The following is a 23,112-nucleotide window of genomic DNA, read 5'->3' as shown; positions in this document are numbered from 1 at the left end:
GATAAGTGTTTTAAAAGTGAGCAGCCCACCCAACAAGGAAGCCTTGTGAAGCGGTATCGTATTCAAAGGTACCTTTGTTTTCGTAATCAACCCAAGTGGATTTATACGCCAGATTTAAATCCGACCAGTCGTTAATTTGATAGCGAGCGCCGGTTAATATCGAGCTAGTAAAATCGGTGTCAGCACCAAGGCCGATATCTAGGCTGGTGTGCACTGTCCAATCTTTACTGAGTTCTTTGGTCCAGCGAACGCCTATCAGATAATCAATCCAATCTTCTTCTAAAGATCTTGAATTCAGGGTTGTCCCGCTGTTTGTGTAGAGTTTGGAATCAATATCGTTATCCCACCAACGTAATCCAACCATATAATCAATGGTACCAATGTCGTATTGATAGCGTTTAAAGCCTTTTGCTTCTAAAACGCCTTGTCTGATCTCAAGCTTGCCATTAAGAATACCTGTGTTGCCGATGATTGAATCTGACTTTCCGCTCAGTTTCATGTAGCTGTAGTCAACGTAATAACCCCATTGATTGTTATAGACCCCCTCTAGTCGAAGCATCGCTCCCATATCCAAATGATCCACGATGAACGCTGGGTCAACATCAACATCACTGGACAAATTACCAATGGTGGTATCGCCACGAATATTCAGCGCCAGTGCGTAAATTTCAATGCTGTGTTGCCATTTTTTAGTGTCTGTTTGTGAGTCGGCCTGTTGCGCATTTACGGTTGAGCTAGCGACCAATGCTGATGCGAGTAGGTAATGCCATTTAGCCATATTGATATCCTTATCCGGTTTGAAGAAAACATACTATAAATGTATGTATTCATTATCCATTTTTCATATATGCAACTTGTATATTTCTGATTGTAGACTATGTTTTTTAAAAAGAGCCAAATTTAAAGAGTGAGGATATGAAGTTACAGAGTATTTTTTTGTTCGTCGCGGTTTTGGGATTAACGCCTATTGCATTGTCTTACGGGTATGCACCAGCTATTTCTCTGGATTACCTTTTCGGAATCGATGCTAGCCCTATCAATGTCACACATATCTTTCGTGCAGTGATGGGGTTGTACTTAGCATTGGCTTTGTTTTGGATAGCAGGAGCGTTATTAAAGAAATATCGATTGCCAGCACTTTACAGTTTGGTGGTCTTCATGTTGGGTTTGGCTGCCGGCCGAGTCATTAGCTTGGTGATAGATGGCATGCCTCACTGGCTACTTGTCGTCTATCTACTATTGGAGCTTGGCTTTGGTTTGGTAGGAATAAAAATGATTCATAAAGAACAATCTGAAACAGTATAAGGACATTCTATGAAAAGGATTTTTCACCTTGTTACTCTGAGTGTGTTGAGTAGCTTTTCGCTATCAGCATGGTCAGCACAAGAACAACCTAATATCTTCGTCATTTTCACCGATGATATTGGGATCTCAAACCTGAGTGCTTATCACAATGGTGTGATGAGCAGCGAAACACCGAACATCGATAGTATTGCTGAAAAGGGCATGCTACTGACTGATTATTACGCACAACCCTCTTGTACGGCGGGGCGTTCCGCATTCTTAACTGGGCAACTTCCTGTTCGAACAGGCATGCACTCAGTTGGGTTACCGGGTGGCCCAGTTGGTTTAAGTGCCGACACGCCAACGCTTCCTGAGGTTCTTAAAACCATGGGTTATGTCACGGGGCAGTTTGGTAAAAACCACCTTGGTGATAGAGATGAATTCTTGCCGACAATGCACGGTTTTGATGAGTATTGGGGTTGGTTGTATCACTTGAATGCAATGGAATACACGGAAGATCCAGATTGGCCAAAAGATGGATCTTTGGATGCCTTTGCACCTCGTAATGTCATTTACGCAAGATCAGATGGCAAAGGCGGTCAAACGATCGAAGATGATGGTGCATTGTCGATTGAGCGTATGCGTACACTCGACGATGAAGTTAATAAACACGCGATCAACTTCATCGAAAGGGCGGTTGAAGCGGATAAGCCATTCTTTACTTGGTACTGTCCATCACGTGGTCACGTTTGGACGCACCTGTCACCTGAATACGAAGCTATGCTTGGCCAAAACGGTTGGGGACTTCAAGAAGTGGTCATGAAAGATCTTGATGACCATGTTGGTGAGATGATGGCGAAAATGGAAGAACTCGGTATTGCCGATAACACCATCATCATTTTCACTGCGGATAACGGTCCTGAGATCATGACGTGGCCAGATGGTGGTATGACACCATTCCATGGCGAAAAAGGCACAACTTGGGAAGGTGGCGTTCGCGCTCCTGCACTTGTGAGCTGGCCAGGTAAAATTCCTGCAGGTACTGTAGGCAACGGCATCTTTGATGGTATGGACTGGTTACCCACTCTGGTCGCTGCGGCTGGTGGTCCAACGGATCTAAAAGAGAAAATGCTGAAAGGTCACGATGGCTTTAAAGCGCACCTTGATGGTTACAACCAAGTGGACATGCTAACAGAGAAAGGCGAGTCTAATCGTAAAGAGATCTACTACTACGAACGAGACAAGCTACAAGCGGTTCGTATTGGCGATTGGAAGGCGCACTTTGTGGTCCAAAATCATGGCTGGAGTGGTCCGAAAGAGGAGCTAAACGCACCGTTACTCTTTAACTTGCGTCGTGACCCGTATGAGCGAGCGGCAGAAGAGTCGGGCATGTACTTGAAGTGGATGGGGCAAAAAATGTGGGCATTTGGTCCTGCACAAGCTGCTGTCCAACAACATCTAGCAACCTTCCAAGAGTGGCCCCCAGTGACACCAGATTTACCAGCTGAGAAAACAGGTGGTGTGGGTAACTAATACGCACTTGTCTCAAGTAGTTGGGGCAGAAAAGGCTGAGTAGAAATACAAAATCCCGTTGGAGACTCTAATCGTCGCCAACGGGATTTTTGTATTTTGGTTGTTTAAAAGCTTGTTTTAATCATGCAAAAAAGCTGAAGAAAACGCTATTTTGCTTTCAACGTAGTGTTACGTTCTACAAATTGAACCGGCACCATTAATTTCACTAAGCTGGTGTCTTGCTCTTGAATCTGGCTAACGACAATCTTCACGGACTCACGTGCAAGGCGTCGGAAATCCTGCTTGAAAGTGGTCAATTGGTAGTTCAGCCACTGAGTTTGTGGGATGTCATCAAACCCAATCACTTGCAGATCTTCTGGGATACGGAGCTCGAACTCTAAACGAGCCACGTCCATCACTGCCATAGCGAGATTGTCCGTCGCACAAAATATGGCTTCAGGATGAGAAGCTTCTTTGAACATGGCTCTGATGATCTCGAGTGAATCAAGGTAATCGTAGTCAGCTTCAATCACGCGAGCCTGTTTGCCAGTTAAGTCTTCAAATTCTGTGCAGAAACCCACTTGGCGCTCGCCATTGGTAAATGTCGGGACGTTACCTGTGAGGTAAGTGGCTGACTTGATACCAAGTTTATGAAAGTGCTGAGCAGCAAATTGACCTGCAGCGTAGTTGTCGCTCACCACATGGCTACTCTTAGTCCCTTCAACAACACGCGCGAACTGAACGATAGGGATGTCGAACTCTTCACACTCTTCATAAAGCGACTTATTAAAGGTCGCAGAAGCGGCAATCACGCCATCAACACGGTACTGGAAGATGTTAGGAATAGAGTGGTTATCGTTTCCATCAACTTGCCAAGGAATCAATACCGCAGAGTACCCCTGTTTTTGTAGCTCAGTAGAGATAAGCTGCAGTGTTTTCATGTGAATAGGGTAGTCGGCATCTGGGAAAACTAAGCCAATCAATTTGGATTCATTTGTCGTCAGACTGCGGGCAAAGGCATTGGGACGATAATTCAACGATTTTGCTGCATCGAACACTTTCTGCTTGGTCTTTTCAGACACTGAACTGCCCGGTACAAATACGCGAGATACAGTTGATTGAGAAACGCCAGCAAGCTTAGCGACATCTTTAGAGGTGACGGTTGGCTTTGACGCCGTGGAGTGTTTTGGAGAGCTCATAGAAGATACTTTTGAACTAAATTGACAGTGCACAGAGTACCATAATTAGGTACGTATTCAAAAGTACAATATGCCATGATGGGATGAAAAATAAGGGTTAATAGAGAATGTTGGATATTATTCTGGGTATGACCCAAAAAAAGCTCTGCATTAAGAGCAGAGCTTTGTTTAGCGAATTTGTGACTCGATTAACTGGGCGTTAGAAGTAGTAACGAATACCCGCAGCGAATTGGTCATCGCTGTTTTCGTAATGGTTACCTACGGACTTGTCGTTACCATTATCGAATTGGTATTCAGTCCATACTAAGAACTTGTTCTTCTTAAAGTGGTATTCAAGACCAGGGATAATCAACTGACGATCGTAGCCATTAGCGTTGTCGTCTGTGTCCGTTAAGTAGTTAACGTTAAAGGTTGGACGCAGACCGTTTTCAAAGTGGTAGTAAGTGAAGAATTCAGCACCACGGTGGTCGTAAAATTCGGCTTTGCTGGTGGTTTCCCAATTTGAACCTTGGCTGTAGGTGAAACCAACGAATAGGCCATTATTGGTGTAGTTCACACCCAATAAACCAATACGTTGTGTATCGCCATCTTTGATGTTTTGAACGCCAGCATCGACATCGTCAAATTCATTCTGATGGTAAGCTAAACCAATGGTTAGGCCGTCAGTGATGGTGTAAAGCGTTGAAGCGCCCATACCGTTTTTCAGTGTTGCGGTTAAACCGTCAGCAAGGCCAACATCTTCACGAGTTGTCTGATAAGTGAAGCCGTATTTCCAGTTATCGTTGATGTTGTTGCGGTAAGTGATCGAGTTTTCCGCGCGGCCTGTACCAGAAGCAATACCCCAGTCAGAAAGGTTGTAGTAACCAGAACCACGTGAACCAAACACACGACCCATATCGGTAAACCAAGCTACATCGTAGAAGGTAGACCACTGTTTAGTACCCGCAGCGATCTTGCCGTATTTGTCGTGCTCTACACCTGCGTATAGAAGTCGGTCGTAAATATTGTCGCCGTTAGCACCTGAGTTGTAACCCCATTCGGCATGGCCAAAGCCAGTCCAGTCGTTGTCTAACCCCATTTGACCTTTAAGGCCGAAACGAGAACTACCGCTGTTCCATTCGCCATTATGATCGCCACCTTTATCTTGGTAACGAACGTCAAAACGGCCATCTAGAGTGAGGCTATCGCCTGCGTCATTGGTAAAAGTATGTGCAGCAAAAGCAGAACCCGACGTAAGCGCCGTCAGGATCACTGCTGAAAGAATCGACTTTTTCATTGTTATTCTCTTTATTCGAGCCGTAGAAAGCCGCCGTGCTTTCAAGCTCGTTATATTAGTAATGGTTTGGCAGGGTGTACCCCATCCATGAGGCACTAATTGGATCAATTATTGGTGGAGCAATTATTGATTGGTGAAGCAATTGATTAGTTGGTGGAGCACTTACTAGGCGCGAGAAGGAACGCCTAGCAAGTCATAGCAACCCAAATTAGATGTCGGCTTGGGTTGCTATTGTTTGGTTTCTATCTTTTGGCTTTTATCGCTAGGCTTAAGGCGTTTTTATTAAAGCACCTGTATTAAAGTATTAGGATTACAGCGTTGGGTTCATGATAGATGAAGTGCGTTCGAACACGTCTAGACCTTGCTGCTGTAGCCAGTAAGGAAGGTCAATAAGAACCCAGTTCTCAGACAGCTTGTCACCGTCACGGTAGTAAACGTCAACCACTTGCATGTTTGCGCGTACTTCGCCGCCAGTCATACCTAGGAAGCCACCTGTAGGGGTGTTTGATAGGTTTGGCCAACCGAAGAAACAAGAGAAGTTACCTTCAGCGAAACGACAAACGTGGCCGTTGAATTTCTTGTCTTTCAGGTTGTTACGGAAAGGAAGTTGGTGCTGTTGTTGGTAACGAGGAATCGTGTAAGACGCGCCGATACCACAAGGGCCGTACCAAATCATGTCTTTTGACCAGCTCTTCGCTAGCACTTCTGGTGGGCAACCCATTGCGCCACTGTCGTTAAGTGCAGAAAGGTCATCTACCATCTTGTTCACTAGAGCCAGTGTCGCAACGCCTTCTTCTGGAGCCGCATCTTCAAACAACAGGCCATCATGATTACGTGGGCCAGGGTAAACGAAGTGCTTACCTGTTGATGGTGGAAGTGGGTAGCAGCCCGCTTGGTCCATCATGCCTAGTAGATCTAGGAACAGGCCAGTTTTTGTGATTTTGCCGTCAACAACACAGTTAAATTCTGCATAGCGAACGTTCATGATCTTGCCAGTAGGGCGCATGCCTAGGTATTCAGCGTCGAATAGACCCATGAAGTGACCCATGCTCATTACCCAAATTTCATCTGGGTTAACTTCGTTGTTACCGCCGATGAAGATATCTTGACGACGCTGCATGCGTGTCATTGATTTCATCATTGGTGCCCAGAATACGTCAGCCGCTGCTTGTGCGCCTTCTTGCTCACGGAATGGGTAAACACCACGCCACAAGTAATCTTCAGAAGTGTGTGCTTTTAAAACTTCAGCCACGTTCTCGTGAGTAGCGTTTTCGATAGCGTCAAAGTAATCGCGAACAATGCGTTTAGCTTCTTGATATTTAGACATAGTAAATTCTCTTTTTTGTTGTCGAGCCAACATTCGGAACAGGACTCGATTTGGATTTTGTTACCGGCTGACTTCTCAGCTGGATTGATGTTTATTTCGTGTCTTTAGAGGTTTTCAACTTTTAGAGGTTTCAACTAAAGGGGATTAAGCTTTTGCTGTTTCCGCTTTTTTGCTCTTGTCGAAAATGCCGCCTTTCAATGTTTCTGGTAGAGATAGCCACAGTAGACCAGCCAGAATCCATACGATTGGTGAACCCCACATTGCTGTTGCTAGGTCTGAACGCTCTTGGATGAATACCAACACCATTGGGGCCCACATGCCGATGATACGACCACCGTGGAACAGCGCTGCACCGAAGCTACGTAAGTGAGCTGGGAACAATTCAGAGAAGTAACCACCCCATACCGCAGAAGCAGACAAACCGAAGTTGTAGATAAGGCCTAGGATAGCCAGCATGTTTAGGCTGCCGATCATCACGTCGCTTGGTGCCACGAAGAATACTGAAGCCATTACACCCGCAAGGATGAAACCAAACGCGTTCACTTTACGACCGTATTTGTCAGCGATTGCACCCCATACCCAAGCACCGAATAGCGAACCGAATGCAGAGATAGAGAAGATGATGCCGATAGTCGCACCGTCGAATTGACGCACGTCTTTTAGGTACGTTGTCACAAAACCAGAGAAGAATTGGTAACCGTAGAAATTAAGACCAGCCAGTAATAGACAAGTAATCGTTAGCTTGCGGTATGGTGCGCTTAGCATTTCACCCCAAGAACCTTTCTTCGCTGGTTTATTCGATGCTTCAGCAGCGGCTTGCTCTTCTTCACCGTAGGCGATCACTTTCTTGTCGCTAGGTAGGATGAAGATCATTAATGCAGCAGCAACGAGAGGAGGAATACCACCTACCCACATTAGGCTCTGCCAAGGCGCATCAACACTAGAGATGAATGCTGCATACGCGCCCATTGCCATTAGAGCCACAGAGAACATAGAAGAGGCGAATGCTGTCAACTTACCGCGAACTGAAGGCGTGAATAGGCCGATCATCAAGCTCACAGCTACTGTGAAGTAACCACCTAAAGAAATACCGATGATGAAACGCATTGCTGCCCACATCGCGTAGTCAGTAAACATCATATTTATGATGGTTGCGCCACCGTTCAGTGCAGTGATGACAATAAGAGTCGATTTCTTACCAAAGTTTGATGCCACCCATGCACAGCTTAAGGCACCAATAAGTGCGCCAACCGACTGCCATGTATAGAACTGAGCGGTATCCGCTAAGTTAATACCATCATACGCATCAACGATGTATGGGCGTACGTAGTCAATAATTACAAAGTTATAACAATAGAAAAAATAGCCAACTAGAATTGCAAGATAAGCAGCTACCCTTTGAATCATAGGAACTTCGCTCATGTGTTTTTTAGTAGTCATGACCGATAAACCTTTATTTTTTATAGGGTGTTTTTAGTTTCGATTATTGTGTGGCGGTTATTGAATATCACCACACCATCTTCATTTCGGGAGAGATAATAGAATTTTTGTGGTTATTAGATCCGTGATCAAAGTCAATTTTAAAATGAGCGCGTACCCATTTTGTGCGTTTTAGTGATCTTGATCTCATTAGATCGTTGTTTTGGGACTTTTTGAGCATTTAGAGTGTTTAATCATCTAACTTAGTGACAATACTCACACTTACTGTGGGTTTTTGAGGGAAAATATCGATTTTTGAGTACTATTGGCGGCGAATGAATTGCGAAATATAATAAACGGAATCTAAAAATGGTTACGTACTCAAGTTTTGTGGTTATTGCTTTATATGTACTAACTACTTTATTTATCAGTTACTTAGTAAATAAGCGTTATAGCGTTGGTGGTGATTTTTCAACGGGCGGAAAACAATTTGGTTGGTTTACGGCAGGTGTGTCGATTCTTGCAACCTACATCAGCGCGATGACGTTCGTGGGCATGCCGGGTTGGGTTTATAGCTCAGGCATGGAAGCAATGAGCGTCCATTTGAATTACCCAATAGTGATCTTTTTCGCTGTGGTTTTCTTTGTCCCGGTGTTTTACAAACTCGGCCTGACTTCGATTTATGAATACCTAGAGCACCGCTTTGGCGTTGTTGCTCGCACGATCAACTCAATCGTGTTTATTGTGGTTCAGTGTATTTCGGCTGGGGTAATTTTGTATGCAGTTGCACTGATCTTGGTTCAAGTGCTGCCGGTGAGTATCTCCGAGGCGATCATCTACATCAGCTTATTTACGGCTTTGTATACTTATGCGGGCGGTATTTCGACCGTCATATGGACAGACATGCTGCAGTCGGCGGTACTGATCATTGGCAGCATTGCGATCTTTGCCCTATTGCTGATGAAGATTGATGCGGGCGAGGTGCTGTCTCCTGAACATCTAAACATCATCAATCTCGATTTCGACTTGGGAGTTGATACTACATTGTGGGCGGGTGTGGTTGCCGTGAGTTTCTTACACCTGAGTGTGTACGGCACTAACCAATTGATTATTCAAAGAACATTGGCAACAAAAAACGTTGAGACGGCACAGAAATCGATGCTGCTATGTGGTTACGGCGCCTTCTTTATCTACTTGTTTTTCTCTGTAATGGGCGTTCTTCTGAGTGTCTTTTATCAAGACCAAAGCTTTGAAAACAGCAATGAAGTGATTCTCGATTTTGTGTTTAACCATACCAATCCCATCATTGTTGGTTTGGTGATATCCGCACTGTCTGCAGCAGCGATGTCGACCTTGGATTCGACTTACAACTCGATGGCGACAGTGGCAACGTTCGATTTCTATAAGCGCTTTTTCCGTAAGAAAGCCTCTGATGCACACTATGAATCGGTGGCAAGAAAAATGAGCCTTGTCGCGGCGGCTTCGGTTGTTGTGCCCGCTTTATTGGCCGTTTCAAATGAATCTGTGCTCAAGACTATCGCTAGCCTGACTTCCATTTTTGTCGGCATTCGTCTTGGCTCTTTCATCCTGGGTTTGTTCTTTAAACGAGCTAACGAGAGCGGCGTAATTGCGGGCAGTATTGGCAGTGTGATTGTGGTGTTCATTGCAAAATACTATGGCATATCTTGGCCTTGGTTCGCCTTAATCGGCACTGTGGTTTTCTTAGTGCTAGGTGTTGTCGTTAGCCATTTCTATGGGCAAGTAACTGAACAACAAAACGAATTTATCGCCAATCAAAAACACTTGTTTGCAAAACCTACGGCAAGCCATTACGGCTTGCTAGTGTTCGCTGTCGTTACGATTGCAGCTTGTACTGTTATTCCTGATTGGCTTTATGCCGCTCTTTCTTAATGAGTAAATTTTCTCAACTGGCTAATTTTTAACAGGTAGATGTATGCTGTCCATTTTTGATATCTATAAAATTGGTGTTGGGCCATCAAGCTCACACACTAACGGCCCAATGATTGCGGGTTTCCATTTCACTCAATTAGTCGCGGATAAAATCACGGAAGTGGTTCGTGTTCAGGTCGATCTTTATGGTTCGTTATCGTTAACCGGAATAGGGCACCATACCGACAGAGCAACCATCTTGGGTTTGCTTGGCAATAAGCCTGATACGATTAAAATCACTAGCGCGAATGAAGCGATGCGCCTTGCTATCGACAGTGGTGAAATGCAGCTGAGTGGCCATCACACCATTGGCTTTAATTACCAAACAGACATGCTATTTCACGAAGATAATCTGCCTTTACATGAAAATGGCATGATGATTACCGCGTTCGACCAAAGTGGAAATGTGATTGTAGATGAAACCTATTACTCGATTGGTGGTGGTTTTATTGCTACAGCGGATGAACTGGAAAATGGCACTCAAACCCAAGCCGTAGAAGTCCCTTATCCTTTTAAGAATGCCGATGAAATGCTGAAAAAAGCAGAAGACAGCGGCATGAGCTTGGGTGGCATGATTCTGAAAAATGAAGCGGCTTTCCAAGGCGCTGATGTTATCTCAGAAAAGGCCGATCAAATCTGGCGAGTGATGACTCGTTGTATGGAACGCGGCTTTGAAACAGAAGGCATTCTTGATGGCGGTTTGAACGTGACACGTCGTGCGCCGAACCTGCTGAAAAAGCTGGAAGCAAATGCGGCCGTTGAAAACGACCCAATGGAAATCATGGACTGGATTAACTTGTTTGCTTTTGCGGTGAGTGAGGAAAATGCAGCGGGCGGCCAAGTGGTGACATCACCCACTAATGGTGCAGCGGGCGTTATCCCTGCGGTGTTGATGTATTACCATCGCTTCATTAAAGAACTCGACACTAAGCAACTGAAAGACTTTTTGGCAGTATCGGGTGCGATTGGTATTTTATACAAAACCAATGCTTCTATTTCTGGTGCGGAAGTAGGGTGCCAAGGTGAAGTGGGCGTGTCGTCTTCTATGGCGGCAGCGGGTTTAACAGCGTTACGTGGTGGCAGCAATGAGCAGATCTGCATTGCAGCCGAAATTGCGATGGAACACTCATTGGGTATGACATGTGACCCAATTGGTGGCTTAGTACAAGTGCCATGTATTGAACGAAATGCGATGGGTTCCATGAAAGCGATTAATGCTTCACGAATGGCACTTAAGCGTAATAGCAAAAGTCTGATTTCATTAGATAAAGTGATCGCGACTATGTATCAAACGGGTAAGGACATGAACAAGAAATATCGTGAAACCTCACTCGGTGGCCTGGCTCTGATTCATTTAGCTCACCCTTGTGAATAGAAAGCGTAAATAAACGATATCCGTTTCAAAATAACAAAGCCCGGCGCATCTAGATTTTAGATACCTTAGATAGCTGGGCTTTTGTTTTCCGCTTAAAGAAAAGGGCCGTATGGCGAAGTGAACTAGTCTCCAAGAGGAAGCAGATAGCTGTTCTTCAGTTCCTTAACCGAGATGTTGGATTGAAGCGCGCTCACGCCTTTGACTCGCCTGATTGAGCTAATACGCTCAAAGTACTCTTCCAAATCTTTAGCCAACACTTGCACCATGTAGTCGGCACCGCCTGCAATGCAGTGGCACATCGGAATCCAATCGGTTACAGCAACAAATTCTTCGAACGGTTCGGTATTTTCAACTTCATGGTTGCCCAACGTAACTAAGGTAAAGCCTGCTACGTGCAAACCTAACTTCTTGCGGTTGAGTTTGGCGGCATAACCATCGATATAGCCGGTCTCTTCCATGCGTTTCCAACGACGCCAACATGGGGTTTCGCTGAGGTTAACCTTTTCAGCAAGCTTACTGTTGCTCATGCGTCCGTCTTGTTGGATATGTTCTAAGATGGCGATATCAGTGTCATCTAACACTTCTTTGGTGGATTCTTTCTGTTTCATGGCTTTTTTAGAAAAGTCTTGCTCAAATTTGGATTAATATTAGCCTATATAGCAATTTAATTCCTAGTCGAATCTGTAAACTCTCTCCGTATAAATACTTTACTTATTAGGAGTGAGAGGAAATGAGCTCTCAGTTAATGCTGGCGTTCTTGCTGTTTTCAATATCTATCGCAATTACACCTGGGGCAGGCAATATCGCATTACTTGGGATTTCAAGTCGTTATGGGTTTGCTGCGACTTTACCTTTTATCTCTGGGAACGCTGTTGGCATCATCATCGTACTGGCGGGTTCCAGTGTCGGTTTGGTGAGCCTATTTACCCTTTATCCAGAGCTGTACAATATTTTGAAATACGCGGGCGCGGCTTATTTGCTGTTTATGGCGTGGTCGATTGCTAACATGCAAATCGAAGAAAGCACCACTGATAATCGCTCGGGCTTTATGTCTGGCGTATTGGTGCAGGTGTTAAACCCTAAAGGTTGGATTGCGTCATTAACTGTATTCTCACAGTTCATCACTCCAAACGCAGACTACCTGATTCAAGTCGTGACCATTATCGCGGGTATGGTTATTACCGGTGTGCCGTGCATGTTGGTGTGGGCGTATTGCGGCACCATGCTTAAAAAGTTACTGCAATCACCAAAACAGATGATGTTTGTGAACCGTTGCTTGGGCGGAAGCTTAGCGATGGTGGTTGCCTTTATGCTTTATCAACCAGCATAAAGCCTCTCTACAAATAAAAAAACCACTCCTAAATCCATAGGAGTGGTGTCTAAAAATCGACTAAGTGGTTAACAATAATTAGTAAGTTACTAATAACTCGCAAGTTAACAAGAACGTTTTAAGGAATGTTTGCTTAAAAGATTAAGCGGTTTCAGCTTCTTTAACCGGAGCTGAGTTACGGATTAGGTGGTCAAATGCACCTAAACTTGCTTTAGCACCTTCACCCATCGCAATGATGATCTGTTTGTAAGGTACTGTTGTTACGTCACCCGCCGCAAACACACCTTTCATTGACGTTGCGCCATGAGCGTTAATTTCAATTTCACCGCGTGGTGAAAGCTCAACTTTCGAACCCTTCAACCATTCGCTGTTTGGCATCAGGCCGATTTGAACAAAGATGCCGGCAATGTCGACTTGCTTCAGCTCATCGGTGTTACGATCTTTATATTCCAAAGCCGTTACGCGGTTGCCATCACCAATCACTCGCGTTGTTTGCGCCATCTTGATGATTTCGATGTTTGGTGTTGCATTCGCTTTGTCGATCAGCACTTGGTCTGCACGTAGTGTGTCTGCAAATTCAAGTACGGTTACGTGTTCAACGATACCCGCTAAATCAATCGCCGCTTCGATACCGGAGTTACCGCCACCGATAACCGCTGTTTTCTTACCTTTGAACAGTGGGCCGTCACAGTGTGGGCAGTAAGCGACACCTTTATTGCGGTACTCTTGCTCACCCGGAACGTTCATTTCACGCCAGCGTGCACCGGTACTGGTGATTACCGTGCGAGATCGTAATGTTGCGCCGCTCTCTAGTTCAACGTGGATGTAGCCGTCTTTTGTGTCTTCTGCAGCGATGATGTTAGCCGCGCGCTGCTCAGTCATTACTTCTACACCGTACTCTTTTACGTGTTCCTCTAGGCTAGCTACTAGCTTAGGGCCGGTGGTTGCTTTTACTGAGATAAAGTTTTCAATCGCCATGGTATCCATTACCTGACCGCCGAATCGATCAGCAACCACACCTGTGCGAATGCCTTTACGTGCCGCATAAATTGCCGCTGAAGAACCTGCAGGGCCACCGCCTACAACCAATACATCAAACGGTGCTTGTTCGTTTAGGTTTGCCGCTTTCTTTTCTGCTGCGCCTGAATCGACTTTGTTGAGGATTTCAGCCAGTGACATACGGCCTTGACCAAATAGCTCACCGTTAATGAATACGCTCGGTACCGCCATAATGTCGCGAGACTTCACTTCGTCTTGGAATGCGGCGCCGTCGATCATGGTTGTCTTAACTAGAGGGTTAATCGCCGACATCATGTTGAACGCCTGAACTACTTCTGGACAGTTTTGGCATGAGAGTGAGATAAAGATTTCTACATTAAGTTCTTGATCTAATTCTTTAATTTGCTCAATTACGTCAGCTTCAAGCTTAATAGGGTGACCACCACTATGGAGCAGTGCGAGTACCAGTGACGTGAACTCGTGACCCATTGGCAAACCCGCGAAACCGATCGCAGTGCCTTTCTCTTGGTTCACTACCTGCATGATAGGGCGGCGAGTGCTTGCGTTATCATCTCGAATTACTTCAATTTTGCCGGTGAGAGAGGCGATATCGTTCGCCAGATCTTGAAGTTTGTTCGCGGTATCGCTGCTATCAAGGCTCAGCACTAACTGAACATTGGTTTTTAGGTTTTCTAAGTATGCTTTTAGCTGCTGCTTCATTGCTTGATCTAACATAATCGTGCCTGCTCTTAAATTCTGTGTCTTGGTATTGACCAATACCTTCTTGCTGAAAAAGGAAAAATAAAAAGGGGGCGCAAGTCGGCAAATATTGTGGTGTTGATGGTTTGAAAGGGTGGCGCGCAACTGCCCTTTAGGAGGGAGGCCGAAGCGCGCCTGTAGAACCGTTTAACTGTTCTGTTTTACTTGTTCTTTCTTAGCAGTTCTTGTTTGAACTCGGCTTTGATTAAATCTTGCCTACTAGATCTAGAGATGGCGCTAGAGTCTCTTCGCCTTCTTTCCATTTAGCTGGGCAAACTTCACCTGGGTGAGCGGCGACGTATTGTGCTGCTTTAACCTTGCGTAGTAAGTCTTCAGCGTCACGGCCAATACCTTCAGCCGTGATTTCCATTGCTTGGATAACGCCTTCAGGGTCGATTAGGAAAGTAGCACGGTCTGCAAGGCCTTGACCCTCACGCATAACGTTGAAGTTGTTTGTGATGTTGCCTGTTTGGTCGCCTACCATGAAATATTCGATAGTGCCGATTTTGTCAGAAGTATCGTGCCATGCTTTGTGAGAGAAGTGAGTGTCAGTTGATACTGAGAAAACTTCTACGCCGCGAGATTGAAGCTCTGCGTATTTGTCTTGTAGGTCAACTAGCTCAGTTGGACATACAAACGTGAAGTCTGCTGGGTAGAAGAAGAATACAGCCCACTTGCCTTTAACGTCTTGCTCAGTGATTTCTACGAACTCGCCGCTTTTGAATGCTGTTGCGTTGAATGGTTTGATTTCTGTGTTGATCATGATTCGACTCTCTTTCTAATTTGTAGTGTTTAACGCTATCCCGCGTCGATGGAGATATATTGCATTCGCACCGGAAATTAGTGAAATCGGACATTTCTATAGATTCAATAGGTAAATCCTATCTTTGAAAGAACAAGACTATCGATAAAAGCTATCAACAAGAATTATCAACAGAACTTATCACCAAAAGCTATCAAAGTGGGCAGGGCTCTATTTGGGTAGCTATGCTCTTTAGGTTGTTATCTATTTAGGCTTACCTCTATTCACGTAAACATCTATGTAGGCATGGCTTCTTTAAGTGAGAGGAGGTTTCATGCTAATTGGTAAATAACGAAATATTATCATTAATATAATTTATGATAATTTCAGTTAATCACTGTCTCTCCCTATACTCTCTTCATCGAAACGAAACATCGAAGCCAGTCTTCGAAGCACACAGAATTAAAAACGAATTTGGAGCAAGTTATGAAAATGAATCACGTAGGCCTAATGGTTGGCGATATGGACAAAGCAGTTGAGTTTTACACGAAAGCTTTAGGTCTAAGAATCGTAATGAACAACACTAAAGTGATGGAAGAGCGCGAATCAGCAATCGGCCGTATGTGTATTGCAGTATTTGGCGAAGGCTTCAAAGGCTTCAACATTGCACACTTAGTAACATCTGATGGCATCGGTGTTGAGCTGTTCGAAATGAAAGAGCGCCAAGAGCGTCACGACGTTGATTTCTCTCGCTTAGGCATTTTCCATTTCTGTTTGCAACTTCCAAAAGAGCAGTTTCATTCAGCTATTAAGCGCGTTGAAGAGTATGGCGGAAAGGTTCGTATGGACATCATGCGTTACCACCCAGAAGACGAACTAAAACAAGCACAAATGGTTTACCTAGAAGACCCGTTTGGTAACCTATTCGAATTCTACTCGCACACATATGAAGATACGTACGCGACTGATTACGAGTAATAGCGTTACCTACCTGTCATCAGGTAGAAATACTGAAACACCCCCTGAAGAGGATTGGTAGAGATACCAATCCTTTTTTTGCTTGGGGGAAGGTAACTTGGATTTGGACACATTATGAGATTCAAAGAGCTAAGATCAATAGCTGAGGTAATCCATCATTTGAATTAATTGTATGCGGATCTCATTGCTTGTTTGACTGTGCCAATAACCCAATGCAAAAGACAATAAAGGGATGCCGAACATAATTATTAGCACTAAAACGAGGAGGTGCTTAGATGACAGTTGCCAACCATTACGCGTTTTTAGTCCAAGAGCTTGTTTATTTGGACAAGCTGCAACACAACGTAAACAAGCTTGGCATTCATCCGTTCGAATTTGTTTAGTGGTGTGAATAATAATATTAGAAGGACATGCACGAGTGCATTTGCTGCAATTCAGATTATCTTTTTCATTTAAACAATGTTTAGTGTCTCGACGAATTTTAAATGGGCTGAATAGGCTTGTTATCCCGAGTAGTGCGCCATAAGGACAAAAGTAACGACAAAAAGCACGTTGTCGCCATGCCGACATTAATAGAATGACTGCTAAAACACCAAGAGTGATCATTCCTGGTTCAACGAATACCCAAGCGGTTTTTACATCAGCGATTTTATGATAATTGCCATTAAGGTAATAAGTCAGGCTCGCGACAGGCATTCCGACTGAAATAAAGGTAAAGAAAGCTAACAATAAGTACTTCATCATACGTAATGGCCAGTCGAGCCAAACCGGTGGTAAATACGCTTTCTTCACGAACTTTAAGCGTAATTTATACAGATACTCCCCAGCGAGACCTAACGGACAAATCCAACCACAAAATGCACGTTTGCAAGCAATACCAGTCACTAATACAGTCACGAGCATAACGGCACCTGCAGGATGGGTTTGATCCCAAAATCCAATAGAGAAGATCGCTTTAAGTTGAATGGCTGCAGCAATAGGCAAGAAAGCATCTGTAACATCCGGTCGCATGAAGCTTGGAGATATTTGATGAACAAGAAGCCATGTGTGAAGGGTGTATTGGATCGCCACTAAAAAAAATGAAAGTGCCATCGCGTGTTGGCTGACTTGACGCAAAACATTTGTCTTAGATGAAGCCGTAATGATGGTCGGTTTAAAGTAAAAAACGGAAGAGATAACAATCATCGCTAATGACAGAGCAATGAGTAGAGGCCAGTAGGCTGCGCTCAATACAGCAATAATGATAATGCAGGAAGTTATCATGCTACCGAGCTTTTTACCGCTAGTGTAGAGAACACAAATGCTATAAATCAATGCAAGCATTAAGGTAAAAGATTCGATAAAAGTCATATAGCCACCGTTTAATTGCAGAATGGCACTATAGATTGCATGTAAGAGTATGTCTGACGATTAATGAACTAACTTACCTATCTTTGATTTGAGTTAATTTTCATCAATATATCGTATAACCATTAAGGGTGGTTTTTTAAGAGGGTGGGCTGGTTTTTTTAATAGAGTGAACTGGGATTATTAATATCGAATTCAGTTAACCTTGGTGTTTGCTTGTAAGCTTATGTCCTGCCCTAAACCCTTTAGATAACAAAAATTGTAAATAACTAAAAATTATCATTAATATAAATTATGATAATTTCATTTAATTAACGTGTCTCCCTATACTCTCTCCATCGAAACGAAAGACCGAAGCTAGCGATCTTAAAGCACAAAGCTAAAAGCGCTTAAGGCACAAAGCTAAAAACGAATTTGGAGCAAGTTATGAAAATGAATCACGTAGGCATCATGGTTGGCGATATGGACAAAGCAGTTGAGTTTTACACGAAAGCTTTAGGTCTAAGAATCGTAATGAACAACACCAAAGTGATGGAAGAGCGCGAATCAGCAATCGGCCGTATGTGTATTGCAGTATTTGGCGAAGGCTTCAAAGGCTTCAACATTGCACACTTAGTAACATCTGATGGCATCGGTGTTGAGCTGTTCGAAATGAAAGAGCGCCAAGAGCGTCACGACGTTGATTTCTCTCGCTTAGGCATTTTCCATTTCTGTTTGCAACTTCCAAAAGAGCAGTTTCATTCAGCTATTAAGCGCGTTGAAGAGTATGGCGGAAAGGTTCGTATGGACATCATGCGTTACCACCCAGAAGACGAACTAAAACAAGCACAAATGGTTTACCTAGAAGACCCGTTTGGCAACCTATTCGAATTTTACTCGCACACATACGAAGATACGTACGCGACTGATTACGAGTAATAGCGTTACCTGCCTGTCATAAGGTAGAAACCGAAACACCCCTGAAGAGGATTGGTAGAGATATCAATTCTCTTTTGGTCGCTTTGGGGAGGTAACTTGAAGTTGGACAGCAGTGAGTCAGAGCAATTGCCCATTCAGAAATATATGGATTAGTTTAAATATTTGAGAATCATATTCTGTCATCTACTGCGAACAATGATAACGCAGCCTCAGTGTTACTTTGATTGAAATAGGGATAAATAACCGCCCTTATTTCTTCTAAAGAGCCAAGTTTTATGTATTACAGCCACTCCTTTTGTTGTTAGCAATATGGCCTAACTAAAGGACGGTTATTCACTATTTTGTTTTTCCCCGTTTCCTTTGCTGTATACAAAGCTTGGTCAGCCATTTCTAATAGTTTCCTTGGTGTTTCTTTCGCTTTCGTTAACGCTGCGACTCCAAGGCTTATTGTAATAAGCAATGAAGTCTTCGTTGTTTTAAAAGGGGTGTCTGAAATTTCGGAACGCAGACGTTCGCCAATAATAAAGGCATCATTTAAATTTGTCTTCGGTAAAAAAACGACAAACTCTTCTCCGCCAAATCGTCCTAAGATATCGTCATCCCGCAAAGCGTTACGACAACGTCTTGCAACATCCAGTAATACCTCATCACCAACAGCATGACCGTAGGTATCATTCACACTTTTGAAGTTATCTACATCAATCATAATTATCGAGTACTCGTGACCACAATTATTCGCATTATCGATGTCGTCATCACCGAGTGCGAGTACTTTGCGGCGATTGTATATCTGAGTCAGTCCATCAATTTCTGCGTTTCTTTTTAGTTCTTCAAGGGAGCTGTATTCACGTCGACGCATGATAGAGAACTGAAGGTACACATACGCACCAAAAACATTGACAACAATAAAATATAGCAAGGTGGTATATATATACTCGGGAGACGCATGGCCAAGCAAAATGCTAGTTATCGAGAAAGTCGCGCAACCTATTAAACAAACCGCCAAGATCCATATAAAGCGCGGTGGAAAGCTCAGGTAGAACAATAAAATAAGGACTGGCATGGCCGGGATGCCAACATAATCCATTATTTCACCTTTGATCGCCAATTCACCTGATTCGCCAAATAGAACGGAAAATAGAAGTACACAAACTCCTATATTTAATGCTCTCGTATGCTTCTTATGTAAAATTCCTAATAAAGATACCGCTAAAGCGATTAACAGCACCGATGATCGCATAATCAATAGGTTTCTAAACATCGGTTCAGAGGTAATCGTTAGAAAATCGCCAATTATAGCTAAAAAATAGGCCGTTCCTCCTACTAAACTGGCAAATATCATTCTTTTACGGAACCCATTCCATTCACTTTTTCGGAAGGTGAGTTCCATTACAGGGTCAATAAATTCGCCCATCCACCCAATTTTTTTCATACTACAACACCTGTATTAACGGTTTAACATGAAAGCCTAAATTAGATTGTTAACGGCTTTGTAGTTCTTTATTAGTAAGTAGAATTATATGGTTATTCTAAGTATGGAAATATACCGTACTATAAGATAACAACGTAATACCCTTGTTGTCTATGTGGTATTTATACTGGTTTGTTATTAGTCACCACAGTTGATGTGATAGGAAAGGGGCAAACCCACGTTAAGCCGAACAAAAATATCTTAAAAAGGATTGGTAGAGATACCAATCCTTTTTTGTTTAGGGTATGTCTGAATTGACGTTGGACAGAAGAATGTTCGCGGCTTTACTCAATTAGCATTTAGGGGATTCGCTAGAATGTTGCCAAACCTCGATTTTAGTGGCTAAGCACACTGAACTCACTGAACCCCTCAAGCTCATTCATCCGCTATAGTGGTTAAAATCGGCTTACCATATTTATCCATTAATCCCTCTAGCTTTAGATTAATAATTTTTGGTTCTTTATCGTCAATGGATATCCACATGATATGGTCCATATGAAATCCTCGACTAGAAGGTGTCAATGCGCCTCCTGTTGTCGCTAGTTGAATGTAATCCCGACCTTTTTTCTCTTCATAATAATAGGTATGTTCGTGACCGTTCATTACGGTGTATGAGAAATCTTGCAGTGCATGCTCTAACCTCACGAAACCTGATGATGTATCACTCCATAATGGCTTGTGCATTAGAACAAATACCCATTTCACATCTTTGTTCTCTTCAAGTGCGTCTAAGAAGTATTCGAGTTGCTCATCACTTATTTGGCCATACTTACGTTCTTTTAGTCGTGCGTATTCGGTGGCTGCGAAGGCTTCTTTCCCTTCTGTTTTATAGAGCTCAACCGCCTCATTACGCAACGTTTTGATTTCATTGAAACGCTTGGCGGTAAAGTCTTCGGAATCAAGCATTAAAAATAATAGATCTCGGTGACGGAAATGATAGTAACGGGGGCCGATGGTTGACTCCCACCAGTCACGCATCTTTGTGTTGGAGATGTCATGGTTGCCCACCACAGGGTAGAACGGAATCTCACTACGCTTGGTTATATCAGCAAACACTTTCCATTCTGAGTTCATGGTCACTACCTTTTCCGTACCACCCTCAATTAAATCTCCTACGGAAAGAATAAAATCTGGCTGCATCAGTGTGAGTGCATTAACTGCATCAGAATATACGCCAGTACGCTCTCCGCCGGTTAAGTCACCAATAATGGCAAATTGCACGGTATTTTCATTCACTTCTGGTGCGTCAAATTTAATATTTGATTGTGCGAGTACATTGGTTGCAAACAGACAACTGAGTAGGTAAATAGTTGATTTCATATTTGGATCATCTTAGCTCGTGGAGTGTTCGATTTATTTGGGATCGACTTGATGGGGCGTGTTAATAAAAGCAACGCCATCTTGATCATTAATGACATGATCAAATGTAGGTCAAATATTGCTTTTGTGCGTCGAGCAACGCTAAGTTGAAACTCATAATGTGACAAATCCACGTTTGCCTAAACTAAAACCCTCCTCTTAAACTCTCGTTAATTTACAGCTTCAATCTGTTTCGATAGTGGAAAAGGGGAGTAATAGAATACCGACTCTCTTTTCATTTAAATCTCACGAGCGAACCAAGAGGAAATGATCGGTTTGTTTGTTCAACTCTTGCACCAATACAAACCGATGATGTTAAGCGATAGTGCAACACATTGTGAATATAGAATTTAACCGGTTGATAATTAAGGTATAAAGCATTGGCACACATGTTGCTAAGTTACCTTTATGTAAATTGTATACAATAAAAAATACATTAAGGAAGTCACATGGAACATAACAGTGAATTGATTTACGGATTGGATGACCGACCATCAGCCAAAGCAGCCAGTTACGCAGCGCTGCAACATGTTTTAGCAAGCTTTGTTGGCATTATCACACCCACGCTCATTATTGGCGGTGTCTTAGGGTTGGGGGAGCACATCCCTTATTTGATCAGCATGGCACTGATGGTGTCTGGCGTAGGTACGTTCATACAAGCTAAAAAAATAGGGCCTGTTGGCGCTGGAATGATTTGTGTACAAGGGACCAGCTTTGCATTCTTAGGATCTGTTCTTGGGGCGGGCTTTCTAGTAAAAGCGAACGGAGGTGGCCCAGATGAAATGCTTGCAACCATCTTTGGTGTTTGTTTCTTTGGTGCGTTTGTCGAAATCCTGCTATCGCGCTTTATCGAAAAACTCAAAGTGGTTATCACTCCTGTTGTAACCGGAATCGTTATCACGACGATTGGTGTCTCTTTGATTAAAGTCGGTGTCACTGATATTGCTGGTGGTGTTGGCGCCGAAGACTTTGGCTCTGCGAGTAACTTGATGTTAGGTGCGATTGTTCTCGGAACCATAGTGGCGCTTAATCTTAGCAATAACACCATGGTTAGGCTTTCATCAATTTTAGTCGGGTTGGTTGTCGGGTGGGGCGTTGCCATTTTGATGGGCAAAGCGTCAATGATTTCTTTTGCGTCTCAACCGCTATTGAGTATTCCAATCCCATTTAAATATGGCTTTGCTTTTGATTGGCAAGCGTTTCTGCCTATTGCTTTTATTTACCTGATTACCGTTATTGAAACGACGGGCGACCTTACCGCTAACAGCATGTTCTCAGGGCAGCCAGTTAAGGGGCCAAAATACATCAATCGACTCAAGGCTGGAGTACTAGGTGACGGCGTGAACTCGTTGATCGCCGCGGTATTCAACACTTTTCCGAACACGACTTTCAGCCAGAACAATGGTGTGATTCATTTTACGGGGATAGCGAGTCGCTACATCGGTTATTTTATCGCTGCGATTCTTTTTCTATTGGGGTTATTCCCCATCTTAGGTGCGGTACTAATGACGATTCCAAAGCCAGTATTAGGCGGAGCGACACTGGTGATGTTTGGTACGGTTGCAGCGGCGGGCATTAAGATTATCGCTAGTGAAAAGCTAGATCGCCGCAGAATCATGACGATTGCTATCTCACTAGGTTTAGGGCTTGGGGTAATGCTAGTACCGGATTTATTGAAAGAAGCACCTAAGTTAGTGCAAAGCATATTTGGCTCGCCAGTGACGATGTCGGGTATTGCCGCACTTGTGATTACGGGGCTGATGTCTCTGGTTCCAGAAAACAAAACCAAGCCGATGACGAACTCGGTACAAACCAGTAAAGCGTAACTGATTTAATAGAGCTGATGTTGAGAAGCTTAATCAGAGCC

Annotated in this window: 19 protein-coding genes; 8 read left to right on the top strand and 11 right to left on the bottom strand. The window is 43.6% G+C overall.

Annotated elements, in window-relative coordinates; translation table 11 throughout:
- Positions 1-10: 10 nt before the first annotated feature.
- Positions 11-778, bottom strand: a complete 768-nt coding sequence (locus AACW75_RS20260; protein ID WP_145570409.1) for a hypothetical protein — start codon at positions 776-778, stop codon at positions 11-13.
- A 137-nt stretch (positions 779-915) separates the two neighbouring features.
- Between AACW75_RS20260 and AACW75_RS20255 the strand changes: the two genes are divergently transcribed.
- A complete protein-coding gene (locus AACW75_RS20255; protein ID WP_017087160.1) occupies positions 916-1,305 on the top strand; it encodes a DUF4345 domain-containing protein in 390 nt (129 codons plus the stop codon).
- Between the two features lie 9 nt (positions 1,306-1,314).
- Positions 1,315-2,817, top strand: a complete 1,503-nt coding sequence (locus tag AACW75_RS20250; protein WP_017078883.1) for an arylsulfatase — start codon at positions 1,315-1,317, stop codon at positions 2,815-2,817.
- 146 nt (positions 2,818-2,963) lie between these two features.
- Here AACW75_RS20250 and AACW75_RS20245 read toward each other — a convergent pair whose 3' ends face one another.
- The 4 genes from AACW75_RS20245 to AACW75_RS20230 form a co-directional block, all read right to left on the bottom strand.
- Positions 2,964-3,995, bottom strand: coding sequence for a LacI family DNA-binding transcriptional regulator (locus AACW75_RS20245; protein ID WP_135458944.1), 1,032 nt, complete (start codon positions 3,993-3,995; stop codon positions 2,964-2,966).
- 199 nt (positions 3,996-4,194) lie between these two features.
- Positions 4,195-5,271 carry a porin gene (locus tag AACW75_RS20240; RefSeq protein WP_135458942.1) on the bottom strand — a complete coding sequence of 359 codons (1,077 nt, stop codon included), beginning with the start codon at positions 5,269-5,271 and terminating at the stop codon, positions 4,195-4,197.
- Positions 5,272-5,581: 310 nt separating this feature from the next.
- Positions 5,582-6,598 carry a nuclear transport factor 2 family protein gene (locus AACW75_RS20235; protein WP_004736372.1) on the bottom strand — a complete coding sequence of 339 codons (1,017 nt, stop codon included), beginning with the start codon at positions 6,596-6,598 and terminating at the stop codon, positions 5,582-5,584.
- A 144-nt stretch (positions 6,599-6,742) separates the two neighbouring features.
- Entirely contained in the window at positions 6,743-8,038 is a 1,296-nt protein-coding gene (locus AACW75_RS20230; protein ID WP_017073526.1) for an MFS transporter, read from the bottom strand.
- 348 nt (positions 8,039-8,386) lie between these two features.
- Between AACW75_RS20230 and AACW75_RS20225 the strand changes: the two genes are divergently transcribed.
- Positions 8,387-9,928: a sodium:solute symporter family transporter gene (locus tag AACW75_RS20225; RefSeq protein ID WP_145570412.1), complete on the top strand. Its 1,542-nt coding sequence runs from the start codon at positions 8,387-8,389 to the stop codon at positions 9,926-9,928.
- A 43-nt stretch (positions 9,929-9,971) separates the two neighbouring features.
- Complete coding sequence (locus AACW75_RS20220) at positions 9,972-11,342, top strand: L-serine ammonia-lyase (RefSeq protein ID WP_135458940.1); 1,371 nt, start codon at positions 9,972-9,974, stop codon at positions 11,340-11,342.
- 122 nt (positions 11,343-11,464) lie between these two features.
- On the opposite strand, the gene AACW75_RS20215 is transcribed toward AACW75_RS20220, so the two are convergent.
- Positions 11,465-11,950 (bottom strand): Lrp/AsnC family transcriptional regulator, encoded by a 486-nt coding sequence (locus AACW75_RS20215; RefSeq protein WP_054546735.1) that lies wholly within the window; start codon positions 11,948-11,950, stop codon positions 11,465-11,467.
- 122 nt (positions 11,951-12,072) lie between these two features.
- Between AACW75_RS20215 and AACW75_RS20210 the strand changes: the two genes are divergently transcribed.
- Complete coding sequence (locus AACW75_RS20210; protein WP_017073522.1) at positions 12,073-12,672, top strand: LysE family translocator; 600 nt, start codon at positions 12,073-12,075, stop codon at positions 12,670-12,672.
- 141 nt (positions 12,673-12,813) lie between these two features.
- Here the strand turns inward: AACW75_RS20210 and ahpF are convergent, their stop codons facing one another.
- Together ahpF and ahpC are read right to left on the bottom strand one after the other, a co-directional pair.
- Positions 12,814-14,406, bottom strand: coding sequence for an alkyl hydroperoxide reductase subunit F (gene ahpF / locus AACW75_RS20205; RefSeq protein WP_135458938.1), 1,593 nt, complete (start codon positions 14,404-14,406; stop codon positions 12,814-12,816).
- A gap of 229 nt (positions 14,407-14,635) precedes the next feature.
- Positions 14,636-15,193: an alkyl hydroperoxide reductase subunit C gene (ahpC, locus tag AACW75_RS20200; RefSeq protein WP_017073520.1), complete on the bottom strand. Its 558-nt coding sequence runs from the start codon at positions 15,191-15,193 to the stop codon at positions 14,636-14,638.
- Positions 15,194-15,658: 465 nt separating this feature from the next.
- Here ahpC and AACW75_RS20195 point away from each other — a divergent pair, with 465 nt between their 5' ends.
- Positions 15,659-16,150: a VOC family protein gene (locus AACW75_RS20195; protein WP_029224848.1), complete on the top strand. Its 492-nt coding sequence runs from the start codon at positions 15,659-15,661 to the stop codon at positions 16,148-16,150.
- Between the two features lie 135 nt (positions 16,151-16,285).
- Here AACW75_RS20195 and AACW75_RS20190 read toward each other — a convergent pair whose 3' ends face one another.
- The gene (locus tag AACW75_RS20190; protein WP_135456700.1) at positions 16,286-17,500 is read right to left on the bottom strand and encodes a 4Fe-4S binding protein; all 1,215 of its coding nucleotides are present in this window, start codon (positions 17,498-17,500) and stop codon (positions 16,286-16,288) included.
- A 423-nt stretch (positions 17,501-17,923) separates the two neighbouring features.
- On the opposite strand from AACW75_RS20190, the gene AACW75_RS20185 reads away from it, so the two are divergent.
- Entirely contained in the window at positions 17,924-18,415 is a 492-nt protein-coding gene (locus tag AACW75_RS20185; RefSeq protein WP_237297504.1) for a VOC family protein, read from the top strand.
- Positions 18,416-18,716: 301 nt separating this feature from the next.
- Here the strand turns inward: AACW75_RS20185 and AACW75_RS20180 are convergent, their stop codons facing one another.
- Positions 18,717-19,847 (bottom strand): GGDEF domain-containing protein, encoded by a 1,131-nt coding sequence (locus AACW75_RS20180; protein ID WP_135456696.1) that lies wholly within the window; start codon positions 19,845-19,847, stop codon positions 18,717-18,719.
- A 414-nt stretch (positions 19,848-20,261) separates the two neighbouring features.
- Positions 20,262-21,206 carry a metallophosphoesterase family protein gene (locus AACW75_RS20175; RefSeq protein ID WP_145570415.1) on the bottom strand — a complete coding sequence of 315 codons (945 nt, stop codon included), beginning with the start codon at positions 21,204-21,206 and terminating at the stop codon, positions 20,262-20,264.
- 488 nt (positions 21,207-21,694) lie between these two features.
- Between AACW75_RS20175 and AACW75_RS20170 the strand changes: the two genes are divergently transcribed.
- Positions 21,695-23,071 (top strand): nucleobase:cation symporter-2 family protein, encoded by a 1,377-nt coding sequence (locus AACW75_RS20170; protein ID WP_145570417.1) that lies wholly within the window; start codon positions 21,695-21,697, stop codon positions 23,069-23,071.
- Positions 23,072-23,112 lie beyond the last annotated feature (41 nt).

The organism is Vibrio sp. L3-7 (assembly GCF_963898195.1).
GTDB lineage: Bacteria > Pseudomonadota > Gammaproteobacteria > Enterobacterales > Vibrionaceae > Vibrio > Vibrio echinoideorum.
The sequence above is the reverse complement of the archived record's forward strand: the minus strand, read 5'-3'. Positions and strand labels throughout refer to the sequence as shown.

Bases quoted from the DNA above. Each gene is read 5' to 3' on its own strand.
- AACW75_RS20260 (WP_145570409.1), bottom strand. From the start codon at position 778: ATGGCTAAATGGCATTACCTACTCGCATCAGCATTGGTCGCTAGCTCA.
- AACW75_RS20255 (WP_017087160.1), top strand. From the start codon at position 916: ATGAAGTTACAGAGTATTTTTTTGTTCGTCGCGGTTTTGGGATTAACG.
- AACW75_RS20250 (WP_017078883.1), top strand. From the start codon at position 1,315: ATGAAAAGGATTTTTCACCTTGTTACTCTGAGTGTGTTGAGTAGCTTT.
- AACW75_RS20245 (WP_135458944.1), bottom strand. From the start codon at position 3,995: ATGAGCTCTCCAAAACACTCCACGGCGTCAAAGCCAACCGTCACCTCT.
- AACW75_RS20240 (WP_135458942.1), bottom strand. From the start codon at position 5,271: ATGAAAAAGTCGATTCTTTCAGCAGTGATCCTGACGGCGCTTACGTCG.
- AACW75_RS20235 (WP_004736372.1), bottom strand. From the start codon at position 6,598: ATGTCTAAATATCAAGAAGCTAAACGCATTGTTCGCGATTACTTTGAC.
- AACW75_RS20230 (WP_017073526.1), bottom strand. From the start codon at position 8,038: ATGACTACTAAAAAACACATGAGCGAAGTTCCTATGATTCAAAGGGTA.
- AACW75_RS20225 (WP_145570412.1), top strand. From the start codon at position 8,387: ATGGTTACGTACTCAAGTTTTGTGGTTATTGCTTTATATGTACTAACT.
- AACW75_RS20220 (WP_135458940.1), top strand. From the start codon at position 9,972: ATGCTGTCCATTTTTGATATCTATAAAATTGGTGTTGGGCCATCAAGC.
- AACW75_RS20215 (WP_054546735.1), bottom strand. From the start codon at position 11,950: ATGAAACAGAAAGAATCCACCAAAGAAGTGTTAGATGACACTGATATC.
- AACW75_RS20210 (WP_017073522.1), top strand. From the start codon at position 12,073: ATGAGCTCTCAGTTAATGCTGGCGTTCTTGCTGTTTTCAATATCTATC.
- ahpF (WP_135458938.1), bottom strand. From the start codon at position 14,406: ATGTTAGATCAAGCAATGAAGCAGCAGCTAAAAGCATACTTAGAAAAC.
- ahpC (WP_017073520.1), bottom strand. From the start codon at position 15,193: ATGATCAACACAGAAATCAAACCATTCAACGCAACAGCATTCAAAAGC.
- AACW75_RS20195 (WP_029224848.1), top strand. From the start codon at position 15,659: ATGAAAATGAATCACGTAGGCCTAATGGTTGGCGATATGGACAAAGCA.
- AACW75_RS20190 (WP_135456700.1), bottom strand. From the start codon at position 17,500: ATGACTTTTATCGAATCTTTTACCTTAATGCTTGCATTGATTTATAGC.
- AACW75_RS20185 (WP_237297504.1), top strand. From the start codon at position 17,924: ATGAAAATGAATCACGTAGGCATCATGGTTGGCGATATGGACAAAGCA.
- AACW75_RS20180 (WP_135456696.1), bottom strand. From the start codon at position 19,847: ATGAAAAAAATTGGGTGGATGGGCGAATTTATTGACCCTGTAATGGAA.
- AACW75_RS20175 (WP_145570415.1), bottom strand. From the start codon at position 21,206: ATGAAATCAACTATTTACCTACTCAGTTGTCTGTTTGCAACCAATGTA.
- AACW75_RS20170 (WP_145570417.1), top strand. From the start codon at position 21,695: ATGGAACATAACAGTGAATTGATTTACGGATTGGATGACCGACCATCA.